The sequence below is a fragment of the Chryseobacterium sediminis genome (assembly GCF_008386505.1).
Classification (GTDB): Bacteria; Bacteroidota; Bacteroidia; order Flavobacteriales; family Weeksellaceae; genus Chryseobacterium; species Chryseobacterium sediminis.
Genome location: NZ_VUNZ01000001.1, coordinates 291740 through 316351 on the forward strand (window position 1 = coordinate 291740; position 24612 = coordinate 316351).

Here is a 24612-nt window from a genome sequence, read left to right on the forward strand (position 1 = left end):
TTTTAGTTGTTAAAAATCAGGTACTTTGTTAACAGCATTTGTATTATAAATACTGATTAATCAGGTTTTCCAGATATTCCTGCTTACCGCTTTCTCTGCCTATTTCTCCAAGTCCTTCCGCATGGGCAGCCAGGTCAGTAAGAGATAATTTCCCCTCTTCAAAATCTTTACCTTTTCCGTTATTGAAAGAAGCATATCTGTTAGTTCTGATTTCAGAATATTTTGATTTTTCTAAAATAGCATCTGCAGCCAGGAAAGCTCTTGCAAAATTGTCCATTCCACTGATATGAGCGATGAAAATATCCTCCAGATCTGTTGAGTTTCTTCTGATTTTAGCATCAAAATTTACACCTCCACCCTGAAAACCTCCTGCCTGAATAATCACCAGCATCGCCTGAGTCATTTCATATAAATCAACAGGAAACTGGTCTGTATCCCAGCCATTTTGATAATCTCCGCGGTTGGCGTCAATACTTCCTAAAACGTTGTTGTCGGCTGCTACTTGTAATTCATGTTCAAAAGTATGCTGGGCTAAAGTTGCATGATTGACCTCAAGGTTAAGCTTGAAATCATCCAGCAAATCATATTGACGAAGAAAGTTTAAGCAGGTTGCGGCATCAAAATCATACTGGTGTTTCGTAGGCTCCATTGGTTTTGGCTCAATAAAGAAAGTCCCTTTGAACCCTTGTGAACGTGCGTAATCTTTTGCCATGTGTAAAAACTTTGCCATATGCTCCAGTTCACGTTTCATGTTGGTGTTCAGTAAAGACATGTATCCTTCACGGCCGCCCCAGAAAACATAGTTTTCTCCACCTAACTTAATCGTTGCATCTAAGGCGTTTTTAACCTGTCCTCCGGCATAAGCCAACACGTCAAAGGATGGATTTGTAGCTGCGCCATTCATAAATCGGGGATTGGAGAAACAGTTTGAAGTTCCCCAAAGTAATTTTACTCCGGAAGCAGCCTGTTTTTCTTTGGCATAATCGGTTATAAATTCTATTCTTTTGGTTGATTCTTTAAAATTATCCGCTTCATCAATTAAATCATAATCGTGGAAACAGTAGTAAGGCACACCCAGTTTTGTAAAAAATTCGAAAGCCGCATCCATTTTTTCTGTTGCTCTTTGCTTAACATCTGTTGCGTTTAACCATTCAAAATGCTGTGTTCCCACTCCAAAAGGATCTCCACCCGTTGCACAGAATGTATGCCAGTAAGCCGTTGCAAATTTGAAATATTCTTTCATCGTTTTCCCTCGAACCACTTTGTTTTCGTTATAAAATTTGAAAGCCAGAGGATTGTCAGATTCTTTTCCTTCAAATTGAATTTTTCCAATTCCTTTGAAATACTCTTTGTTACCCATTGTAATTGCCATATATTTTAGTTTTAATTAAATGAATTAATTTAATGCAATCGATTGCATTAATATGTGAAAAAATTTTTTAATGATTTAGATTTTTCAATAATTTTAATTTCCATTTCTCATAACTATCCTTGTACTGGTTATAGTTTTTAGTATCAGGATAATAGCTTTTTAAAATGTCTTTGTCTGTCAGGATCTCATTTTGCGATTCGAATGCTCCAGCTCCCATGGCTGCGGCTCTTGCAGCGCCTGTAGAACCTGTGGAATCTATAATTCTTATTTCAGTATCCAAAATAGTAGTGATGGTCTGCGTGAATAAAGAAGAACGGAATAAATTGTCACCGCCTGCTTTTATAATACCTTTCTGAAGACCATCAGACATTAAAATATCTGTTCCGTAAACAAAAGAAAAGGCAATACCTTCCAATCCCGCCCGGAAAAGATGCTCGCTTTTATGACGGTTAAAATTCAGGTTAAAAACAGACGAGCCAATATCTTTATTATGCAGCACTCTCTCTGCTCCGTTTCCGAAGGGCAGGACAATAACTCCATCGGAACCGATCGGTATTTTTGAAGCTAAATCATTAATTTCATGATAGCTGTGTCTTTTTTGGTCCACCTGATGTCGAAGCCAGCTGTACTGGATTCCCGCACCATTGAGGCAAAGCATTTTCCCGATTCTCGGTTGTTCCTTTGTGTGGTTAATGTGGGCAAAATTGTTAATTCTTACAGATTCCTTTGATTTAATATTGTCAGTCACACCATAAACAACTCCGGAAGTTCCGCCTGTTGCGGCAATCTCTCCGAGATTCATTACATTGAGGGAAAATGCGTTATTGGGTTGATCTCCGGCTCGGTAATAAACAGGAATCCCCTCGGGAAGACCACTTTCTTCTGCTCCCTGTTTTGAAACATAGCATTGTTCAGTGAAATTTTCCACAATATCAGAGACAAAGGATTCCTCAATTCTCAGGTGTTTCAACATTGTTTTCGAAACTTCATGTTTTTCAAAATCCCAAAGTATACCTTCTGAAACTCCTGTAACAGAAGTTGTTGCTTCACCACTGAGCTTAAATGCAATGAAATCTCCCGGAAGCATAAATTTCCAGATCTTGTCATAGATTTCGGGGGTATTTTCCTGTACCCATTTCAGTTTGGAAGCGGTGAAATTTCCCGGAGAATTAAGCAGTTCTCTCATGCATTTTTTTTCTCCGATCTCATTAAAAATCCGGTCGCCAATTTCAACAGCCCGGCTGTCACACCATATAATTGAAGGACAAAGTACCTGTTTGTCTTTTCCAATCAATACTAATCCATGCATCTGATAGGAGATACCGATTCCTTTAATCTCATTTTTGTGGATTTTGCTCTCTGCAATTATTTTTTGTGTGAGAATCCGGAGATTTTGCCACCATTCATCTGGGTTTTGCTCTGCCCAGCCTGCTTTTGGAGAATCTATTGACATCTCATGTTCCGGGTATTTGGCATGGGCAATTAATTTACCCTGATCATCTACGATGGAAGCCTTTATCGATGAGCTTCCTACATCATAACCTATAAACTTCATTAATTATTAATAATTGTAATGCTTTAAATGTAATAATTTTATGTATTATACCGAGGATTTTTATAAATATGTTAATTTTTACTATTGTTTAATTTTAAATTATTGTAATTCAGTGTTTTAAATTTAATTAATTATTTTTCAGATGCTTTATTTCCAATTAAATTAAACAAATTGAGTAATTAATTTTAACTAAAAAGGGCTTTAATTATCCAATATTGAGCAATCGATTGCGCAAATTGATGATTAATTTATATTTTGCTGGATGTTAACCGGGATAAATCATCGCAAAATAATCAACATGAAAGAGCAGGATACCGCCAAATCCTAAAATGTATACTTTTATGAAAATGAAATGAAAGAATAATTTTCGTTATACAGTTGAAGATTATTTGCTGATTTTTTGTAAAAATAAACGGAATAAATTTTATTTAAATGATATTCCTTTATTTTGCCATTCTTTTGAGTGCTGAATTTTATTAATGAAAAATCAGATTCTACAATAAAAAATAAATTATGAAATCTCAAAATACATCAAGCTTTTTATTATCTCTGTTGATATTCTTACTGTTTTCATCGGGCATAAAAAGCCAGGATAAATTTCCCGACGGCACCATAATTCCAAAATGGTTTAAAGAAAATAAACCTACAGACATCAGTAAATTAGGTAAAAAATATATTCTTACCGATAATGGAGTGAAAAACGACAGTACGATTCTTCAGACAAAACAGGTTCAGGCGGTCATTGATCTTGCGGCTAAAAATGGGGGCGGTGTAATTATTGTACCCAAAGGAACATTCCTGATCAGTTCTGTATTCTTCAAACAGGGAACACATTTGCATTTGGAGAACGGTGCGAAATTAAAAGGAAGCGATGATATCAGTGACTTTCCGGTTGTGGAAACAAGAATGGAAGGACAGACGGTAAAATATTTTCCTGCAATAATCAATGCAGACGGATTGAATGGTTTTACCATTTCGGGAAAAGGAACACTTGACGGAAACGGGTTGCGTTTTTGGAAAGCATTCTGGAAAAGACGCCAGTGGAACCCTAAGTGTACCAATATGGACGAAATGAGACCCAGAATCATCTATGTTTCAAACTCTAAAAACGTTCAGGTTGAAGGGATTACCATAAAAAATTCTCCTTTCTGGAGTACTCATTATTATAAAAGTGAATTTGTAAAATTGTTAAACCTGACAATTTTTGCACCAAAAGAACCGGTAAAAGCACCAAGTACAGATGCTGTTGATATTGATGCCTGCACGAATTTCCTGATTAAAAATTGCTATATGTCGGTGAACGACGACGCCATTGCATTAAAAGGCGGAAAAGGCCCGAAAGCAGATAAAACTCCTGAGAATGGTGAAAACAGAAATATCATCATCGAAGATAACAGCTTTGGGTTTTGTCACAGTGTTCTCACTTGCGGCAGTGAATCTATCCACAATTATAACGTAATTCTGCGCAACTCAAAGGTGAAAGATGCTTCGAGACTGCTCCACCTTAAAATGAGACCGGACACTCCTCAGCATTACGAATATATTACCGTTGAAAATATCACAGGGAATGTTAAAACTTTCTTGTATGTAAAAGGCTGGAACCAATTTTTCGATTTGAAAGGAGAGGAAAGACCTAAAAAATCGTTAGCGAACAATATTCTGATCAAAAATATTGACATCAGTTGTGAAACGGCATTTGATGTTGAAAAATCTGACTTGTATGATTTGACAGATTTCACGTTGGATAATCTGAAGATAAAGGCGTTAAAACCTAAAGAGGAGAATTTGGAGGCTATTAAAAATTTGAAAAAAATTAAAGTAAATGTTACTCAGGTTGCCTCGCTAGACCAGTCTTATGATAAGAAAGATGATTCCGACATTGCAGCAAAATGAATTCTTTGTCTAAAATATTCGGCCTGGTATGCTTATGCTCCCAATTATTGCATTCTCAATTTAAATTGGGACGGTTTCTAAGCATACAAGCGAATAGAAATTTTTGAATTAATGGTGGAGCCAATATTTTTAATGGAGTGATTATGAAAAGTTGGATAAGAATTATAACCATTTTTATTTGTTCATCGATGTTTGCCCAGCAAACCAATTTCAAATTTGATTTTGGTGGAAACAGAGTTCAGGATGGCTTTATTCCCATTACGGAACATTCTGAATTCGACAGGAAAGCAGGCTATGGATTCATGGATATTTCCGGTTTAAAATCAGTCGACAGAGGAGGAAACGTTTTAACGGGAGATTATATTACCAGCGACAGACCTTTCTATTTTTCGGTGGTACTTCCGGAAGGAAATTATGATATTAAGTTAAATTTAGGTGATTCTAAAGGAACTTCCCAAACAACAGTTCGTGTAGAAAACCGCCGTTTGATGCTAGATGATGTGAAAACAAAAGGAGGTGAAATAGTTGAAAAACTAATCACCGTTCATGTTAAAGACAGCATTCTCCGTAATCAGAATGGAGTTGAAATTGGAATTGTAAAATTAAAACCAAGAGAAAGAAAATATTTACATTGGGACAACTTATTGACGATCGAATTTAACGGTAAAGCTCCAAAAATTTGTGCAATAACCATTCAGCCCAACAAAACTGCGAAAACAATTTACCTCACAGGAGATTCCACGGTTGTAGATGCGCAGTATGAACCCTGGGCTTCCTGGGGACAAATGCTGCCCTGTTTTTTTGTTCCGCAAGAAGTTGCTATTGCCAATTACGCCGAAAGCGGAGAAACTTTGAAAGCTTTTGAAGACCGCCATCGGATTGATAAAATCTGGAACAAAATAAAGCCTGGAGATTATCTGTTTATCCAGTTTGGGCATAATGATCAGAAGTATGGGAACAGCACAAAATCTGGTTATAGAAAAAGATTACAGGAATGGGTTAATAAAGTAAAACAATTGGGAGCGATTCCCGTTTTAGTTACATCAATGAATCGAAGAGTTTTTGATAAGAATAATAAGATTGTCAATACTCTTGATGATTTTCCTGCTGCGATGCGGGAAATTAGCAAAGAAGAAAATGTATATTTAATCGACCTGAATGCAATGAGTAAAACACTTTTTGAAGCGTTGGGACCGGAAAATTCTAAAAAAGCATTTGTCTATTATCCTGCAAATTCTTATCCCAATCAGCGGGATGCTTTGGCAGATGACACTCACTTTAATACGTATGGCGCTTATGAACTGGCAAAATGTGTCATAAAAAGTATTGTCGATCAGAAGCTGCCTTTAACTAAGTTTATTTCTAAAAAATATAAAGGCTTTGATTTAAATCAACCTGATCCCTTCGAAAAATTCTATTGGCCGGAAAGTATCTTCATGGAATCTTTAAAACCGGATGGAAACTAAAAAGTAAGAAAATGAATATTCAATCTATAATAAAGGCAGGCATAATGTGTTTTGTATTCGGGAATTTTCCCGCACAAAATCCGTGGCCAAAAAGCACTGAAACGGCAAAGCCGTGGACACGATGGTGGTGGATGGGAAATACTGTCAATGAAAAAGGATTGGATAAAGAACTGACAGCACTTAGTAAAGCAGGTTTCGGAGGCGTAGAAATCGTTCCCATTTATGGAGCAAAAGGCTTTGAAAATCAGTACATCAATTATCTTTCTCCGGAGTGGATGAAAATGCTTCAATTCACCACAGACAAAGCAAAAAGTTTGAATATGGGAGTTGATATGGCTGTAGGAACAGGCTGGCCAATTGGTGGTCCGGAGGTTGACGAAGAAGATGCAGCCACAAAAATGATTGTTCAGAAATACACAATTTCATCAGGTGAAAAATTTTCAGAAAAAATCATTCTCAAAGATGAAAAACAGAAGAATTTAACAACAATAAAATTAGATATTGTAACGGCTTACAATGAAAAAAATGAAGCAGTTGTTCTAACCGATAAAATAACAAATGACGGCCCTCTCAACTGGCATCCGGATTACGGGAAATGGACAATTTATGCTGTTTTTACAGGCAAAACTTTACAAAAAGTAAAACGTGCAGCTCCAGGTGGTGAAGGGTATACACTAGACCATTTCTCACCTGATGCAACGAAAGATTATCTTAATACCTTTGATAAAGCTTTTGGAAACTCAAACTATGGAATCCGTTCTTTTTTTAATGACAGTTATGAGGTTTATAATGCCGACTGGACCCCTGATTTTAAAAATGAATTTAAAAAAAGGAGAGGATATGACCTGAGTCCATACATTAAATATCTTGTCAGTAATGAAGAAAATGAGATAACGGGTAGAGTTAAATCAGATTACAGGGAAACCCTGAATGAGTTGATTTTGAATAATTTCACTAAGGATTTTACAAACTGGGCTCATTCCAAAAATTCAAAAAATACCAATCAGGCGCATGGATCACCAGGAAATTTACTGGACTTGTATGCTGCAGTCGATATTCCTGAGTCTGAAACTTTCGGAAGTACAGTTTTCGATATTCCGGGGCTGAGAAGAGACAGTGCAGATGTGCAAAAATCTGATAAACCGGATATTAATATGCTGAAATTTGCTTCATCGGCTGCCAATGTTACGGGTAAACAATTAATTTCAAATGAAACTTTTACCTGGCTTACAGAGCATTTTAAAACTTCCTGGTCGCAGACAAAACCCGAAGTGGAGCAGGTTTTTCTATCGGGAATCAATCACGTTTTTTATCACGGCACAACGTATACACCGGCAGATGTTCCTTTTCCGGGATGGTTGTTTTATGCTTCGGTTAATTTTGTTCCGGAAAACAGTTTGTGGCCACACTTAACAGGATTAAATTCTTATGTTGCCCGTACTCAAAGTGTTTTGCAGAGCGGGAAATCTGATAATGAATTGTTGATATACTGGCCAATTTATGACCAATGGGCTAACCCGAAAGGAAAAGATATCGCATTTAAAGTTCATAACGTGGAAAAATGGCTGCAGCCAACTCCAATGTATAAGAATTTAACGAAGCTAAGCAAAATGGGCTATGCTCTTGATATGATTTCTGACAAGATGATTGGCGAATCCCAATCGGAAAGCGGGAAAATTCAGACTGCAAAAGAAGGATCCTCCCACCAGGTTTTAATTATTCCTGAATTAACTTATTTGCCGGAAACTACGTTACATCATATTCTCAAATTAGCTCAAAATGGCGCTTCGGTTATTTTTCAAAATGAGCCAAAAGATATTCCCGGAAATTTTGAAGTTGAAAAAAGAAGAGCAGAACTGAAATCATTGTGGGCTCAGATCAAGTTTCAGGATCAGGGAGAAAATATAAAAACTGCAAGCTTCGGAAAAGGAAAAATTGTTTTAAGTTCTGATATTGAAAAAGGCTTGGAATATTTAAAAATACAAAAAGAACAATTAACGGAAACCGGATTGAAGTTTGTGAGGAGACAGTTTGACGGTGGGAAATACTATTTCATTGTTAATCATACTGCAAAGGACATTAATCAGTTGATTCCTTTAAACTATACAGGAAAACAAGCCGTGATCATGAATCCGGAAAACGGAGATTTCGGAGTTGCGGAAATACAAAACAATTCTGTAAGAATTCAACTGAAATCCGGACAATCTTTACTTTTAAAAAATACTGAAACTGTTGATCATTCCATTGCAAAATGGAATTATATTGAAAAAACAGATTCCCCTATCAGTTTAAATCAAGCATGGCAGCTGACTTTCAAAGAAGGCGGTCCCGAACTTCCAAAATCAAGGATTCTAAAAAATCCGGAACCCTGGACGAACTTTTCAGAAGATTCTGCAACACAGAGCTTTTCAGGAACCGGTGTTTATACAACAACATTAGTTTTGAAGAATAAAAAAGCAGACGATTATCTTTTAAAATTCGATAAATTATATGAAAGTGCAAAAGTAATTGTTAACGGTCAGGAAGCTGGGATTGTCTGGAGTATTCCTTTTGAAATCAACATTGGGGAATATCTGAAAAAAGGGAAAAATACCATTCAGATTGAAGTCTGCAATTTGATGGCGAATAGAATCCGTTATATGGATCAGAGTAAAATTCAATGGCGTAATTATCATGAAATCAATTTTGTAAACATTAATTATAAAGCTTTTGATGCCTCCGGATGGAAAGTTCAGCCTTCCGGATTGGATGGACAAATTCAGTTATTTCCATTATATTTTTCAAAATAGAATTCATATAAAGAAAAGTATATCAAAATAAATTGCGCAATCGATTGAATTATATTAATTTAATAGTTCAGAATTATGAATATAAAATATAACTTTATTGTACTGATTATTCTTTTTTCACAGCTCCTTTCAGCACAAAGGCAGATGGAGTATTTAAAAAGAGGAATTGTTGCAGTACCTTCAGAAACAGGAATTTTTGTGAGCTGGCGTTTACTGGGTACAGAACCTCAGAATATTCAGTTTGATCTATATCGTATTGAAAATAATAAAAGCAAAAAGCTGAACGAAAAACCATTGCTTAACGAAACCAGTTTTTTAGATACAACGGCAGACAAAACAAAGAATTACACTTATTTCGTAAGATCCAACACCCAGGATCAGGAGATTGATCAGGATTCTGCGAAGTATGCTGCCAATCAAAAACCTTATTTTTCAATTCCTTTAAGAACTCCGGTGGGATATACGCCCAACGATGCTTCTGTTGCCGATCTTGACGGAGATGGTCAATATGAAATTATCCTTCATCAGACGGGGCAATCCAGAGACAACAGTCAGAAAGGCTTTACGGATGAGCCCATTATTCAGGCGTATAAACTGAACGGAAAATTCTTGTGGGAAATTAACTTAGGAAAAAATATCAGGGAAGGGGCGCATTACACACAGTTTTTAGTGTATGATTTAGACCAGGACGGCAAAGCAGAAGTCGTTATGAAAACGGCAGATGGAAGCAGAGACAGTAAAGGAAAATTCATCGGGGATTCTTCCAGAGATTATCGCAATGAGAACGGATTTATCCTTTCCGGACCTGAATATTTGACTGTTTTTAATGGCGAAACAGGCGAGGAAATTAATACCGTTCATTATATTGTTCCGAGATTTCAAGGCAGCCTGAATCCGACTCCGGAACAGCTTACCGAAACCTGGGGCGATGCGAAAGGAAATAGGGTAGACCGGTTTTTGGGTGCAGTTGCTTATCTGGATGGCAAAACGCCCAGCATCATTATGTCGAGAGGTTATTATACCCGAACGGCGATCGCTGCCTGGGATTATAAGGATAAAAAACTCAGTTTACGATGGCTTTTTGATACGGAAAGTTCAGAAGAAAATAAAAAATACCGTGGTCAGGGAAACCATAACCTGAGCATTGCCGATGTAGATAATGATGGAAAAGATGAAATTATCTTTGGTGCAATGACAGTTGATGATAACGGGAAAGTCTTAAACAGTACGGGCTTTGGCCATGGTGATGCACTGCACGTGGGTGATCTGGATCCTTCCTCTCCGGGATTGGAAATTTTTGATATTCAGGAAAGATTTGATGATGCGGGTGCTCATTTCAGAGCAGGCGCAACGGGTAAAGTTTTATGGAAATTACCTTCTTTAATTTATAGTAAGCAGGGTAAATTTCAGGGACCTGGAAGAGGACTGTCTTTAAATATCGATCCCCGTTATCAAGGTTCAGAATCCTGGGCTTCAGGAGCTGGTGTGAAAGGTATTTACGATACTAAAGGAAGAAAAATAAGTGATAAAAATCCTGCCTGTAATATGGGGATTTATTGGGATGGAGATTTTTTAAGCGAAATTTTAGACGGAACTTCTGTGTCAAAATGGGATTGGAATAAAGAAAAGTCCAATCTCATTTTTGATGCTAAGGATTTTCAGTGCGAATCTAACAATGGCACTAAGAAAAATCCTTCTCTGGTTGCCGATTTATTTGGAGACTGGCGGGAAGAGCTGATTTACAGAACATCAGATAATCAGGAACTTCGGATTTTCAGTTCTACCATTCCTACGAAGCACCGTTTGTATACGATGATGCATAATCCGCAATACCGGTTGAGTATTGTTTGGCAAAATGTAGGCTACAACCAGCCTCCTCATACTGATTATTATTTGGATGAATCTGTTTCAAAAGTTCCTTCGTCAAATATTTATACAGTTAAACCTTAAATCAATCTTAACCTTTAATTTTCTAAAATAAAAAAATAAAATAATTATGAAGCAAGTACTAATGAGAGGCGCTTTTTTTGCGTTGATGTTTGGAGTTTTATATTCCTGCTCAGTTCAGAAACAAACGATGGCAAAAAACGTTAATCTTCCGGATAAAAAAGAAATTTTGGACATTTCACGCAGGGCAAATCAATATTTCATGAACAAATGGCCGGATGCGGGAAAGGAAGTTGTCGGCAAAAAAGTATGGCCAAGCAATTTATGGACACGGGCTGTTTACTATGAAGGGCTGATGGCTCTGTATAAAATAGATCCTAAAAAAGAGTATTACGATTACGCCATCGACTGGTCTCAAAAACACAATTGGGACATGATGCGCGGTACCTATACCCGTAATGCAGACAATCAGGCTTGCGGACAAACATATCTGGATCTTTATGAAATTGACGGCAAAAAAAATCCGGAGAGAATAAAATTTGTAAAAGCTTCTATGGACAGTATGATTGCCTCCAAAAAATCAGATGACTGGTGGTGGATTGATGCGCTCCAAATGGGAATGCCGATTTTTACAAAGCTGGGCAGAATTACAGGTGAACAAAAATATTTCGATAAAAATTATGAGATGTATGCCTTTACGAAATATAAGCATGGAGGAAATGGTTTATATAACCCAAAAGACAAACTTTGGTGGCGGGATAAAAGCTTCGTTCTCCCTTACAAAGAACCCAATGGCGAAGATTGCTACTGGAGCCGCGGAAACGGCTGGGTAGTGGCAGCTCTGGCCCGGACGTTGGAAGATACCCCGGAATCTGATCCGCATTATAAGGAATATTTACAGGATTATAAAGATCTGTTATCAGCTTTGCTACCCATTCAGAGGGAAGATGGCTTTTGGAATGTAAGTCTGCATGATCCTGGCAATTTCGGAGGCAAAGAAATGACGGGAACCGCTCTCTTTGTGTATGGAATGGCGTATGGAATTAATAAAGGACTGATTGATAAAAAAACATATTTACCCGTTGTTGTAAAAGCATGGAGCGCAATTGTAAAAGATTCTGTTCAGCCGAATGGATTTTTAGGCTGGGTTCAGGGAACAGGAAAAGAGCCTAAAGACGGTCAGCCGCTTGCCATTGATAAGCAGCCTGATTTTGAAGACTATGGTTTAGGCTGTCTGTTGCTTGCTGCAAGTGAAGTGTATCAATTAAAATAAACGAATATTCAAAATTGTTAACATTCATTGAATTAACATTATTGACTTAGGAAGCAGGAGCGTTAAGGAAATTAATTCTGTGAACGTTAAGAAAATTCTACTGTTTGAAGCGCGAGACAAATACTGAATCGAAGAACTCATATTGAAATCGCGCAAGTTTTAGAATTTTTAGAGAATAGAATTAATTTTTAGCGGATGATTCCAGGTCTTGAATTTTTGATTCTTTTGTTTTAAGAAAAAAGAATTAATATGACAACATGACACTACAAGATGCGCAATCGATTTCATAGTATTAATTTTCAAATTCAATCCATAAGATAAATTATGAATGCATTATTAGGAGTTTTTTTTCACTTCTTAGGAGGTTTTTCTTCAGGCAGCTTTTATTTACCCTATAAAAAAGTAAAAGGCTGGTCCTGGGAAACTTATTGGTTAATAGGAGGAGTTTTTTCCTGGATCATTGTTCCGCCTCTTGCGGCATTTCTTACCATTCCCGGTTTTTGGGATATCATTCGGAATGAAAGCTCTTCCATATTAGGACTGACGTTTTTGTTTGGTGCTTTGTGGGGAATTGGCGGTTTTACTTATGGTTTGGGCGTCAGATATCTGGGCGTAGCACTTGGAAGCAGCATTATTTTGGGGCTTTGTATGGTGTTTGGATCACTCGTTCCTTCTATTTATTATGAATTTTCTCCGCAAACAGGAAAAGACAATATCGGTTTGCTGTTTTCCAGCCAATGGGGACAGTTTGTTTTGCTGGGACTTCTGGTTTGTGTCATCGGAATCATCATCAGTGGAAAAGCAGGAATGATGAAAGAAAAAGAGTTACAAACCGATTCAAAAGATCCTCATGGTCTAGAAGTAAAAACGGAATATAAATTCGGGTTGGGATTAATCGTTTCTATCATATCCGGTGTTTTAAGTGCATGTTTTAACTTCGGACTGGAAGCAGGAAAGCCAATGGCAATTGCAGCCAATGAAGCTTGGAAAATAGCTAACCCGGATCAGGGAGAATTCCTTTTTCAAAATAATGTAACCTACATTGTTGTGCTTTGGGGTGGTATGGCAGTCAATCTTATCGGGTGTTTGTACTTAGCTGCTAAAAATAAATCCTATACCGATTATACCAAAAGAAACGTACCGGTGGTGCGTAACCTGATTTTCTGTGCGCTTGCCGGAACCATGTGGTTTTTACAGTTCTTCTTTTACGGTATGGGCGAAAGTAAAATGGGAAATGGTGCCAGCTCATGGATTTTACACATGGCCTTTATCATTTTTATTGCCAATTTATGGGGAATTATCATCAAAGAATGGAAAGGAGTTTCCAAAAAAACAATTGTAACCATTTCTGCCGGAATGATTGTAATGTTTATCTCTATTTTGATTGTAGGATACGGAAATTCTTTACGATAAAATTCATTTCACATTCATCTATTCATATAGTTTCAGAGTTAGAATTTTAACTCTTTTAAAGGCACTGAAAAATCAGTGTCTTTTTATTAAAAATAGAGGGATTTTTAATTCACGGTTTAGTTAAGTATTTTATCAAATAATTAGTGATTTGCAATTGTTTTGTTGTTTGTTTTGAAATATAACTTAAATATTGTGGTTAATTGTGATAAATTATTAATATTTCAATACAGGATATTGCAGGATGCCCGGATTTTTGTAACGGTGTATTTTGGTAACATAAAAATTAACATATGTCTTTAATAGTTAAACACAAAAATATAAAGCGAATCGTCTTTCCGGCATTTATGCTTTCAACAAGTTTTGTCTGGGGGCAAAAGACGGTAAATGATTCTGTGAAAAACACAAAAGATATTGAGGAAGTAGTCGTTATCGGTTATGGTAAAGTTAAGAAGTCAGACTTAACAGGATCTGTTTCTTCAGTTTCTGCAAAAGATTTGGCAGCTACACCGGCAATGAATGCTTTACAGGCGCTGCAGGGAAGAGCATCAGGTCTGAATATCGTAACAGCAGGTGGTGCTCCGGGTGCCAATGCCAACGTTACGATCAGAGGTGGTTCTTCCATAACTCAAAGTTCCGATCCGCTGTATATTGTAGATGGTTTCCAATTGGATAATGCTTTGAATGTGATTAATCCTAATGATATTGAAAGTATCGATGTACTGAAAGGTGCTTCTGCCATTGCCATTTACGGAGCCCGTGGTTCTAATGGTATTATTGTTATTAAAACTAAAAGCGGGAAGAAAGGAAAAACGACTATCACCTACAATACTTTCATGTCATTTGATATGCTTTCAAAAAAATTGGATATGCTCTCCAATGTGGAACAATATGTAAAGTATCAGTACGAATTGGGAGTACTTCAGTCCAAACCATCAGCTTGGAGCAATGTTTTTGACAATAATCTAGGGACCGATGCACCGGGGTTTTATTCCGGAGCCAATCAGAGAATTGCCAATCGCTACGGATCTGATTCTGCATTAGACTGGCAGGAAAAAATGCTGGGAGGAACGGGATTAACTCAGAACCACAACGTAAATGTTTCTGTAGGAAATAATAAGACACAGGCATTCATCAGTTATAATTACAATAAACAGGATGGTTTGCTTCAAAATTATAGCGAGACAAGGAATTCATTACGTGCTAATATCAATTCAGAATTGTATAAAGGGGTAAGAGTAGATTTCAATACCATGTTTACGAACAATTCTGTAAACGGTGGAGGTGCTTATTCAGGAATGAAAAAAATTCTTCTTCAGCCTATTACTGGTGGTACATTATTTACCCAAGACCATTTGTTCAACACTCAGACTTTCCCGGATTTTTCAGCACTGGATTCTGGTTTCGATACAGAAAATCCATACATAGAAACCCAGGCTTCAACTTCAAACAAACGTACCAGAACATTCGTAGCCAATGCAGGTGTCGAATTTGACTTCCTGAAAAACTTCACATGGAGAACTGCCGGACAATATAGCTGGATAAACAGCAAATCGACATCATTTTCGGATCAGAATTCCCGCGCGTTCCTTACAGATCCTGTAAATACTGGGATCAACGGAAATATTGCCAATGCAGAGACATTCCGTTATCAGATCACCAACACTTTAAATTATAATAAAACGTTTGGTGAAAAACATAAAGTAAATGCTTTAATCGGGAACGAAATCTGGTATGAAGAATCCGAAGGAAGCAGCATGAAACTTACAAAATTCCCATATCCTAATTTCGGACTGGATGATATTGCCAATGCAACGGTTGCTGATAAAAATACAGATAGATCAAGCAACAGCTTACTTTCCTATTTTGCCCGTGTAAACTATAATTATGATAATCGTTATTTAATCACAGGAACAATACGTGCGGATGGTTCTTCAAAATTTGCAGAAGATTCTCGTTGGGGGTATTTTCCATCTGTAGCAGGTGCATGGCGTGTTTCTCAGGAAAATTTCTGGCAGGGTCATAAGATCGATAAAATCATTAATGATTTTAAATTAAGAATTGAATATGGAGTAACAGGTAACAATGGTGTCTCCAATAACTTATGGAGAACCAATGTTCTGCTTACAGATTATCCAATAAACAATACTCAGGGATATCCGGCATACGTTACTAGTACAAATTGGGGAAATCGTGATCTTCAGTGGGAAGAGCTGAGAACTACCAATATTGGTGTAGATCTGGCATTTTTCAATAGCAGAATTAAATTGACTTCCGAATGGTATAATAATAATGTAAGCAAAATGCTTTTCGAAAGTGTACTTCCCGTTTCTTCAGGCTATTCAAGACAGTACCAGAATATCGGCTCTATGAGAAACAGAGGAATGGAATTCACATTAAATACAGTGAATGTAAAATCCGGAAACTTCAGATGGACGACAGATCTTAATATCTCTTTTAACAAATCGAAAGTTCTTTCTCTTGAAAACGGACAACTGAATAAAACATTCAGTGTAGGAGGCAGCAGAACGGGAATGGTGACCTACTATGCAACGGTAGGAGAAGAACTGGGAGATATGTACGGGTATATTTATCAGGGAGTTTATACTACGGATGACTTTACCCAAAATTCGGACGGATCTTTAACCTTAAAGCCGGGCGTTGTAAAACCTTCAGCCGGAACTCCTAAACCGGGCGATATGAAATTTGCTGCTGATAATGAATCAGGAGATCAGTTTACAAGAAAAATGCAGAAGATCGGAAACGGTACCCCGGACTTTATCGGGGGAATCAGTAATAACTTCTCTTACAAAGGTTTTGACTTAGCTGTATTCATGAAATTTAGCGTTGGGAATGATATTTATAATGCGACTAAACAAAGCTTAAGCCCATATGCTATGTTCCAGAATGTTCCTTCAGAATTCGGGAATAATTATTATCACCTGATTGATCCTAATACAGGGCTGGCAACAACCAATTTAGTAAGATTAAAAGAATTGAATCCAAACGAGGACTCAAGCCTTTGGAGCTTAAGCAATACAAACACTTCAAATATTGCCTACCCATCATCATACTATGTAGAAGACGGTTCTTATCTGAGAATTGCCCAGGTAACATTAGGATATTCTTTTCCTAAAGAATTTTTGAATAAAGTAATGTTGTCCAATGCCCGCATCTATTTTACTGTTAACAATTTAGCAACAATTACAGGGTATTCAGGTTATGACCCTGAAGTTTCTGCAGCAAGCGGGGTGACTGTTACACCTGGGTACGACAGTTCTACGTATCCCCGCTCAAGAAGCTATGTTCTTGGTCTTAATTTAACTTTCTAATGATGTAATATTTAAAATCATGAAAAATATATATAATACTCCCATATTTTTAAGAAAATTAGTCATTCTTCCCTCAATTTTCGTTGCTGTTTTAGCGATGAACTCATGCAGTGACGATTTTCTGGATCAACCCGCTTACAATTCATTAGATACAGAATCCGTATTTAAAAATATAGATACTGCAGAAATGTTTGTTCTGGGCTGTTACAGAGGTATAGTTCCAACTGAAATGTATTATCAGTTAGGAGCCGGCGACACAGTAACCCACTCTTCAGAAGATGGCTCTACCAATAATTCCAAATATAATATTGCCAACTATCAATATGATGCGTATACCCCCAATACGGTAACAGGGATTTACTCTGCGATGTATGCCGTTATTGAAAGGACCAATATTGCAGTCAGCGGATTAAGTAAAATGGAAGCAAGCCCAAAACGTGATGCTTTATTAGCTGAAGTTAAGGCCATCCGTGCATTTTGTTATTATAATTTAATTCGTGTTTACGGAGACGTTCCTTCAGTTTTTAAACCTTTGGATGAGATGGATCCGAATGACCCGAGTACACTATACCCAAAACGTACTTCAAGAGACGAAATTTACGATCATATCATTGCTGATCTTCAGGAATCCGTAGCCAACGTTCCAAGTTTTGGGCAAAGTGGATATGCAACAACAGAACGTTTAACAAAACATGCAGTGAACGCCTTATTGGCAAGAATTGCTCTTTACGCAGCAGGATATTCCCTTCGTTGGGACCTGAATACAGGAAGTGGAGCCATGATGTCGCGCCGTAGTGATAACAGCAGAATTCAGCAACTGTATCAGATTGCGGATAATGCCTGTGCAGCTATTATTAACGGAGGAACCAATTCTTTGGTTCAGGCTCAGGGTGGCAAAAGTGGTTTCGAAGCCTTGTGGTTCAATTTCTGTCAAAGAAAATTTTCAGTCACAAATCCAGAAATTCTTTGGCAGGTTGCGGAATACGGGGCAAATACAAACTCAGCTTTCGGAGTTTACGCCAATGAGGGGTCTCGTGGAGGAACGTATGGATCAAGAAAGGCATTACAATTCATTCTTCCTAGTTATTATTTGTCTTTTAATCAGGGGGATACACGTAGAGACGTTTCTTGTACTTCTTACAGTGTATATTTCTTAAACAATGGTAATGCAAGTGACACCTGGGTGAATGCCGGAACTACATATTCATGCATCCTGTCAGGTAAATTCAGAATGGGATGGTGTATTGCTCCCCAAGCGGCAGATGCCCGTAATTTAAATATTCCTGTTTTAAGATATGCAGATGTTTTATTAATGTATGCAGAATCTCAGAACTATCTAAACGGAGGACCTACTGCTGCAGGAACCACGGCTTTAATGCAGGTAAGAAACCGTGCAGGAATTGGTTCTGTACCTGCTCCGTCTGGTCAGCAGGCATTTGAAGCCGCTATTGTTCAGGAACGTAAATGGGAATTTGCAGGAGAGTTTAATCTTCGTACAGACTTGATTCGTATGAATCGTTTGGCAAGCGAAATTGATGCAACAAAACAGTCAATGAAAAACCTTTCAAACAAAACGGGAGCCTATGTAAATACACCTGTTTACAGACTTTATAAGCTAGAAAAAAATGCCCAGATTTATGGTGATCCGTTTTTAGCGTTAAAATATATTGACATTACGAATCCTGCAGAAATTTCGGTAATTACTAATGTTCCCACAAGTTCTACAGGCTTTGCGAATTATCAGACCGCATTAAGAGATATTGCAGTAGCACACGGACAAACCACTACAACAGATGACAAATGGTATCCTGCGAATATGTTCCAGGCTTATAACAGTACATTTAACAGCAATGCAAAAAGGACAGCTGGATTTATAGGAGCTGCTGCAGGCCAGCTTCAGATTGGCAGCATCATCTATACCAAACCAACCGGTTCAGCTGAAAACGGTGGAACGTATCCAAACTGGATCGAAGGTGGAGGAGACGGACTTTTCTACGGATTTGTACCGAATAAAACAGAATTGCTGCCTTTTGCCGCACAGGCGGCAGGTCATCCGTTAGTTGATAATCCAAATCTGTCTCAGCTTCCCGGATATTAATCAAATTAACCTCAAAGTATATTTTAAACCAATCTTTTTAATCACAAAATAGTAATTATAAATATCCTCAGCCGGATTGTTTTTATAAAGATGAATTGACTGACAAGAATTTAAACATTAATTTATCTTTAAATACAGTATTTACCAGTATAGTACGGGATGCTGTAAAAAATATTACAGTCTAATTTTGGATAGAAATTCAGAAATATAAGTAAACCAATGGAAAAAGTAAAAACATTCAAATACGTAGACTATTTATGGGATGAAAGCAAAGCAGCCTCTTTCGGAAATGATCAGGTGGCTTTATTTTTATACCGCTCAAACATATTAGGGGCAGATTTAAGAATTACCAATTACGGAGGAGGTAATACAAGCTGCAAAACCATCGAAAAAGATCCGTTAACTAACGAAGATGTTGAGGTGATGTGGGTGAAAGGTTCTGGTGGTGACATCGGAACATTAACAAGAAAAGGGATTGCCGGATTATACACAGAAAGATTAAGAAATCTGAAAAATGTGTACCAGGGCTTAGCAGATGAGGATAGAATGGTGGGCTTATTCAATCACTGTATTTTTGACCTGGACAGCAAAGCACCTTCCATTGATACACCTTTACATGGTTTACTTCCATTCAAGCATATCGATCACCTTCATCCGGATGCTTTAATTGCTGTAGCTGCCGCAAAAGACAGCGAAAAAATTACAAAAGAAATCTGGGGTGATACAATGGGCTGGGTTCCATGGCAGCGTCCGGGTTTCGACTTAGGATTACAATTGGAAAAATGTTTAAATGATAATCCAGGGATCAGAGGAATTGTTTTAGGAAGCCACGGATTATTTACCTGGGGTGATACTTCTTATGAATGTTACATCAACAGCTTGGAAGTTATCGAAATGGCTTCTGAATATATTGCTGGAAAAATCGAAGAAAAAGGACAGGTTTTCGGTGGCCAAAAAGTAGAATCTCTTCAAGCTGATGAGCGCAAGAATAAAGCAGCTCAGTTGATGCCTTTGTTACGTGGTCTGGCTTCTTCCGAAAGCAGAATGATAGGTCACTTTACAGACAGTGATGTGGTTCTGGAATACATCAACAGTAATGATTTGGAGCGTTTAGCACCACTTGGAACTTCCTGTCCGGATCATTTTTTGAGAACTAAGATTCAGCCGTTAGTTTTAACTTTAGATAAAAATGAAGATTTAAGTGATTCTAAAGCTATTTTAGAAAAATTAACTCCTCTTTTCCAACAATACAGACAAGAGTATAAAGCATATTACGAAACCTGTAAACACCCAAACAGTCCTGCGATGCGTGACCCGAATCCAGTGATTATCATTTATCCGGGAGTAGGAATGTTCAGTTTCTCAAAAGATAAACAGACTACCCGTGTAGCTAGCGAATTTTACGTCAATGCAATCAATGTAATGCGTGGAGCAGAAGTCATTTCCGAATACACCTCATTACCAAGACAGGAAGCTTTTGATATTGAATATTGGCTGCTGGAAGAAGCGAAACTGCAAAGAATGCCTAAAGAAAAGCCATTGTCAAGAAAAATTGCTGTTGTTACAGGAGCCGGAGGTGGAATCGGACAGGCTATTGCTGATAAAATGGTTCAGGAAGGTGCAGTCGTTGTTTTTACCGACCTGAATCAGGAAGCTTTAGATTCTGTTACAGAAAAATACAGTAAAGATCAGGCTGTAGCAGTTACTTGTGACGTAACCAATGAAGAGGCTATTGCTAATGCTTTTAAAGACACAGTTTTAGCGTTCGGTGGAGTAGATATCATTGTTCATTCTGCTGGCTTAGCGATTTCCAAATCCTTGGAAAATACCACTACAAAAGACTGGGATTTACTGGAAAATGTTTTGGTGAAAGGTCAGTTTTTGATGGTTAAAAATGGGGTGGAAATCATGAAAAAGCAAGGCTTGGGAGGAGATATCGTTAACATCGCAAGTAAAAACGGATTGGTTGCCGGCCCGAATAACGTAGCATACGGAACTGCAAAAGCTGCTCAACAGCATATGACAAGATTATTGGCAGCAGAATTGGCAACAGATAAAATCCGCGTAAATGTTGTAAATCCTGATGGGGTAATTGTAGGAAGTAAAATCTGGGAAGGAGCCTGGGCAGAAGGCCGTGCAAAAGCAAACGGAATTTCTGTTGAAGAACTGCCTGCATTTTACGCAAAGAGAAATTTATTAAACGAAATTATCCTTCCTGAGGATATTGCAAACGGAGTTTTTGCATGCGTTGCCATCTTAGATAAAACCACAGGAAACATCATTAATGTAGACGGAGGAATGGCAAATGCTTTCCCAAGATAAAATTTTAAAATTTAGCCACAAAAGTCACAAAGTTTATTATTGATTCATACAATTTAGAAAAGAGCAAAAAGGTTTAAGATCTTTGATTTCGTCCTTCTTTTTGAACTTTTGTTTTCAATAATTTTAAGCTTTAAATTATCAGAAGCTTTTGTGGTAAAAATCAATTCAAAAAATCAAATCATGATTATAGGAAAAGATATCATTGAACAATACAACAAAACAGAAATTGAAAGCTTTACGACAGATTTCGATTTTCTACAAAATAAATTAACAAAATCAGGAGCCAATGTTGCTGAGATTGTCAACAAAATTGCTGATTTCCAGGTGGCCATTCCGAGCTGGGCTTTAGGAGCGGGAGGAACCCGTTTTGGAAGATTTACTTATGGTGGTGAGCCTTCTTCTTTAGAGCAAAAATTAGATGATATAGGTTTAATTCATACTTTAACACATTCTGCAGGAGCTGTTTCATTACACATTCCATGGGATATTCCAACTGATGTGAAGGCCATTAAAGAAGTTGCTGCTTCTTACGGACTTGTTTTTGATGCCATGAATTCTAATACATTCCAGGATCAGGCAGGTGCTAAACATTCTTATAAATTCGGTTCTTTGAATGCTGTGAATGAAGATTCAAGAGCCTATGCTGTAGAACACAACAAAGAAGTGATTAGGATAGGAAAAGAATTAGATTCAAAAAGCTTAACGGTTTGGCTGGCGGACGGAGCAAATTTTCCGGGACAATTGAATTTTCAGACAGCATTGTCAAACACAGAGAAAAGTTTAAAAGAAATCTATGCAGAAATGCCTGAAGACTGGAAACTTTTCATTGAATATAAGCCTTACGAGCCGAATTTTTATTCAACAACCATTCAGGATTGGGGAACTTCGTTTATGTTGGCAAATGCTTGTGGCGAGAGGGCTTATACACTGGTAGATCTTGGTCATCATCTACCGAATACCAATATTGAGCAGATTATTGCAACCTTGATGTACAAAGGGAAATTAGGAGGTTTCCACTTCAACGACAGCAAATATGGGGATGATGATTTAACGGTAGGTTCCATTAAACCTTATGCTTTGTTCTTGATTTTCAATGAATTGGTATACGGAATGGAAAATAATCCTCAAAACCCTTATCCGGCCTGGATGATCGATGCAAGCCATAACATTAAAGACCCGCTGGAAGATTTATTACAGTCTCTGGAAGCTATTTTAATTGCTTATGCACAGGCACTTTTGGTTGATCAGAAAGCATTAAAAACAGCTCAGCTGAATAATGATGTCGTTGGTGCGCAGGATATTTTGCAAAATGCCTACAGAACAGATGTTCGTCCATTATTAAGAGCTGCAAGATTGCAGAAAGGTGCTGCTTTAGATCCGATCGCAGCTTACAGGAGTTTAAAGGTGAGAGAAAATTTAATTATTGAAAGAGGCCTAGAAACCAAAGCAACGGGATTATAAAACCCTGTTTTAAAATTGATAATTTCAACTTTTGAGTGCAATCGAAAGTTTTTATTATATGTATCCTTATATTTTTATCATTAAGGTTGAAAGTGTTTGGAGGTAGGATATTAGCTTTTTGCTGCTTAAGAAATAAGTGGATTTTTTCTTAATTCATCGTATCATCTGAACACTCCTTAATGGTGTTTCAATAACTAAATTTAAAATTATTGAAACACGAATACGCACTAAACTTTTTGCACAGATATCATGAATCAGCACTGTGACATTTGTGAAGATATTAGCGTTACTTGTGTTAAAACAAAAAAAAATAAATTGCTTTGCCGCTTTGTTGTTGCAATGACAAAAAATAAAAATTCATCCCAGAAATGTCTAAAAAAAAGGTAACCATCGTATTTGATATTGGAAAGACTAATAAAAAGTTCTTTTTATTCGATAAGAATTATAAAGAAGTTGTTCGGGAATATACAGAATTACCACTCATTACTGATGAAGATAATTATCCTGCGGAAGACCTTTCAGCCTTGCAACATTGGATAAAAGATAATTTTAATGCCATTCTTGATCATGAAGAATATGAAGTAAAAGCCATCAATTTTTCCACCTATGGAGCAAGTTTTGTGCATCTGGATCAGAAAGGAAATGTTCTGACTCCATTGTACAATTACACCAAACAAATGGATCAGGAAATTCTTGATTTATTTTATGAAAAGCATGGAAGCAAACAGAAAATTGCCCGTGAAACAGCATCACCCCAGGCTGGAATGCTTAATTCAGGTTTGCAATTATTCTGGCTGAAATATAAGCATCCGGAAATATTCAGAAAAATCCGTTACAGCCTTCATTTACCTCAATATTTATCGTATTTGTTTACCGGAATTTGTGTGTCGGAATTTACTTCAATAGGCTGTCACACCAATTTGTGGGATTACGACAAAGCTGACTATCACGACTGGGTGTATGAAGAAGAAATAGACGCTTTATTACCACCAATTGTACCGACTTCTGCGAGTATCAATACTTCTTACAGAAATAAAAAAATTAAAATCGGTGTTGGGATTCACGATAGTTCTTCAGCGTTATTACCTTATATTTTAAGCAAAAAAGAACCGTTTTTACTTCTCTCAACGGGAACCTGGAGTATTTCGTTAAATCCTTTTAATGATGAAAGCCTGACTGATGAAGATGTAGAAAATAATTGTCTGAATTACATGAGAATTGATGGGAAACGTGTAAAAGCATCCCGTTTTTTCATGGGAAATGAATACAAAATCCAGGTTGAAAAACTATGTGCTTATTACGGAAAAGAATATGGTTTCCACAGAGAAGTGCAGTTTGATCAGGATTTGTATTTGCGCTTAATGAAAAATAAAAATATCTATTTTCGCTTTGAAGGAATTATTTTAAAACGAAAAATGATCAGTGAAACAGATTTAAAATCATTCACTACTTTTGAAGAAGCATATCATCAATTAATGATAGAACTGATGGATTTACAGATTCATACCATCAAAAATGCAATCGGAAATTCAGATATCGAAAACATTTATATCGATGGCGGATTCACTGATAATGACGTATTTATGAAGCTTATGTCTCATCATTTTCAGCATTACAATGTGATGTCTACCCATTCTCCGCTGGGTTCTGCATTGGGAGCTTCCATGGTGATTTCGAACAAAAAAATAGACGAAACTTTTTTACAGCAGCATTATCAGATGAAAGTGCTTCAACCGTTAATTCTTAATTTATAA

Annotated in this window: 13 protein-coding genes; 11 read left to right on the plus strand and 2 right to left on the minus strand. The window is 37.2% G+C overall.

All coding sequences use genetic code 11. The features are described 5' to 3' along the window. Window positions 1-43: 43 nt before the first annotated feature. Window positions 44-1372 carry a xylose isomerase gene (gene xylA / locus FW780_RS01270; protein WP_149831847.1) on the minus strand — a complete coding sequence of 443 codons (1329 nt, stop codon included), beginning with the start codon at window positions 1370-1372 and terminating at the stop codon, window positions 44-46. A 67-nt stretch (window positions 1373-1439) separates the two neighbouring features. Next, window positions 1440-2927 carry a xylulokinase gene (locus FW780_RS01275; protein WP_149831848.1) on the minus strand — a complete coding sequence of 496 codons (1488 nt, stop codon included), beginning with the start codon at window positions 2925-2927 and terminating at the stop codon, window positions 1440-1442. Between the two features lie 513 nt (window positions 2928-3440). Here FW780_RS01275 and FW780_RS01280 point away from each other — a divergent pair. The 11 genes from FW780_RS01280 to FW780_RS01330 all read left to right on the plus strand — a co-directional run bounded on the left by FW780_RS01280 (window position 3441) and on the right by FW780_RS01330 (window position 24612). Beyond that, entirely contained in the window at window positions 3441-4820 is a 1380-nt protein-coding gene (locus FW780_RS01280; protein ID WP_206669025.1) for a rhamnogalacturonidase, read from the plus strand. A 143-nt stretch (window positions 4821-4963) separates the two neighbouring features. Then, on the plus strand, window positions 4964-6286 hold the full coding sequence (locus tag FW780_RS01285; protein WP_149831849.1) for a rhamnogalacturonan acetylesterase: 1323 nt from the start codon (window positions 4964-4966) through the stop codon (window positions 6284-6286). An 11-nt stretch (window positions 6287-6297) separates the two neighbouring features. After that, complete coding sequence (locus tag FW780_RS01290) at window positions 6298-9075, plus strand: glycosyl hydrolase (protein ID WP_149831850.1); 2778 nt, start codon at window positions 6298-6300, stop codon at window positions 9073-9075. Window positions 9076-9150: 75 nt separating this feature from the next. Then, on the plus strand, window positions 9151-11025 hold the full coding sequence (locus FW780_RS01295; protein WP_149831851.1) for a rhamnogalacturonan lyase: 1875 nt from the start codon (window positions 9151-9153) through the stop codon (window positions 11023-11025). A gap of 46 nt (window positions 11026-11071) precedes the next feature. Beyond that, on the plus strand, window positions 11072-12235 hold the full coding sequence (locus tag FW780_RS01300) for a glycoside hydrolase family 88/105 protein (protein ID WP_149831852.1): 1164 nt from the start codon (window positions 11072-11074) through the stop codon (window positions 12233-12235). Window positions 12236-12559: 324 nt separating this feature from the next. Then, window positions 12560-13648, plus strand: coding sequence for an L-rhamnose/proton symporter RhaT (rhaT, locus tag FW780_RS01305; RefSeq protein WP_149831853.1), 1089 nt, complete (start codon window positions 12560-12562; stop codon window positions 13646-13648). Between the two features lie 290 nt (window positions 13649-13938). Then, complete coding sequence (locus FW780_RS01310; protein WP_149831854.1) at window positions 13939-16977, plus strand: SusC/RagA family TonB-linked outer membrane protein; 3039 nt, start codon at window positions 13939-13941, stop codon at window positions 16975-16977. A gap of 19 nt (window positions 16978-16996) precedes the next feature. Beyond that, window positions 16997-19075, plus strand: coding sequence for a RagB/SusD family nutrient uptake outer membrane protein (locus tag FW780_RS01315; protein WP_174774438.1), 2079 nt, complete (start codon window positions 16997-16999; stop codon window positions 19073-19075). A gap of 219 nt (window positions 19076-19294) precedes the next feature. Then, window positions 19295-21397 (plus strand): bifunctional aldolase/short-chain dehydrogenase, encoded by a 2103-nt coding sequence (locus tag FW780_RS01320; protein WP_149831856.1) that lies wholly within the window; start codon window positions 19295-19297, stop codon window positions 21395-21397. A 180-nt stretch (window positions 21398-21577) separates the two neighbouring features. After that, a complete protein-coding gene (locus FW780_RS01325; RefSeq protein ID WP_149831857.1) occupies window positions 21578-22858 on the plus strand; it encodes a TIM barrel protein in 1281 nt (426 codons plus the stop codon). A 368-nt stretch (window positions 22859-23226) separates the two neighbouring features. Continuing rightward, the gene (locus FW780_RS01330) at window positions 23227-24612 is read left to right on the plus strand and encodes an FGGY-family carbohydrate kinase (RefSeq protein ID WP_149831858.1); all 1386 of its coding nucleotides are present in this window, start codon (window positions 23227-23229) and stop codon (window positions 24610-24612) included.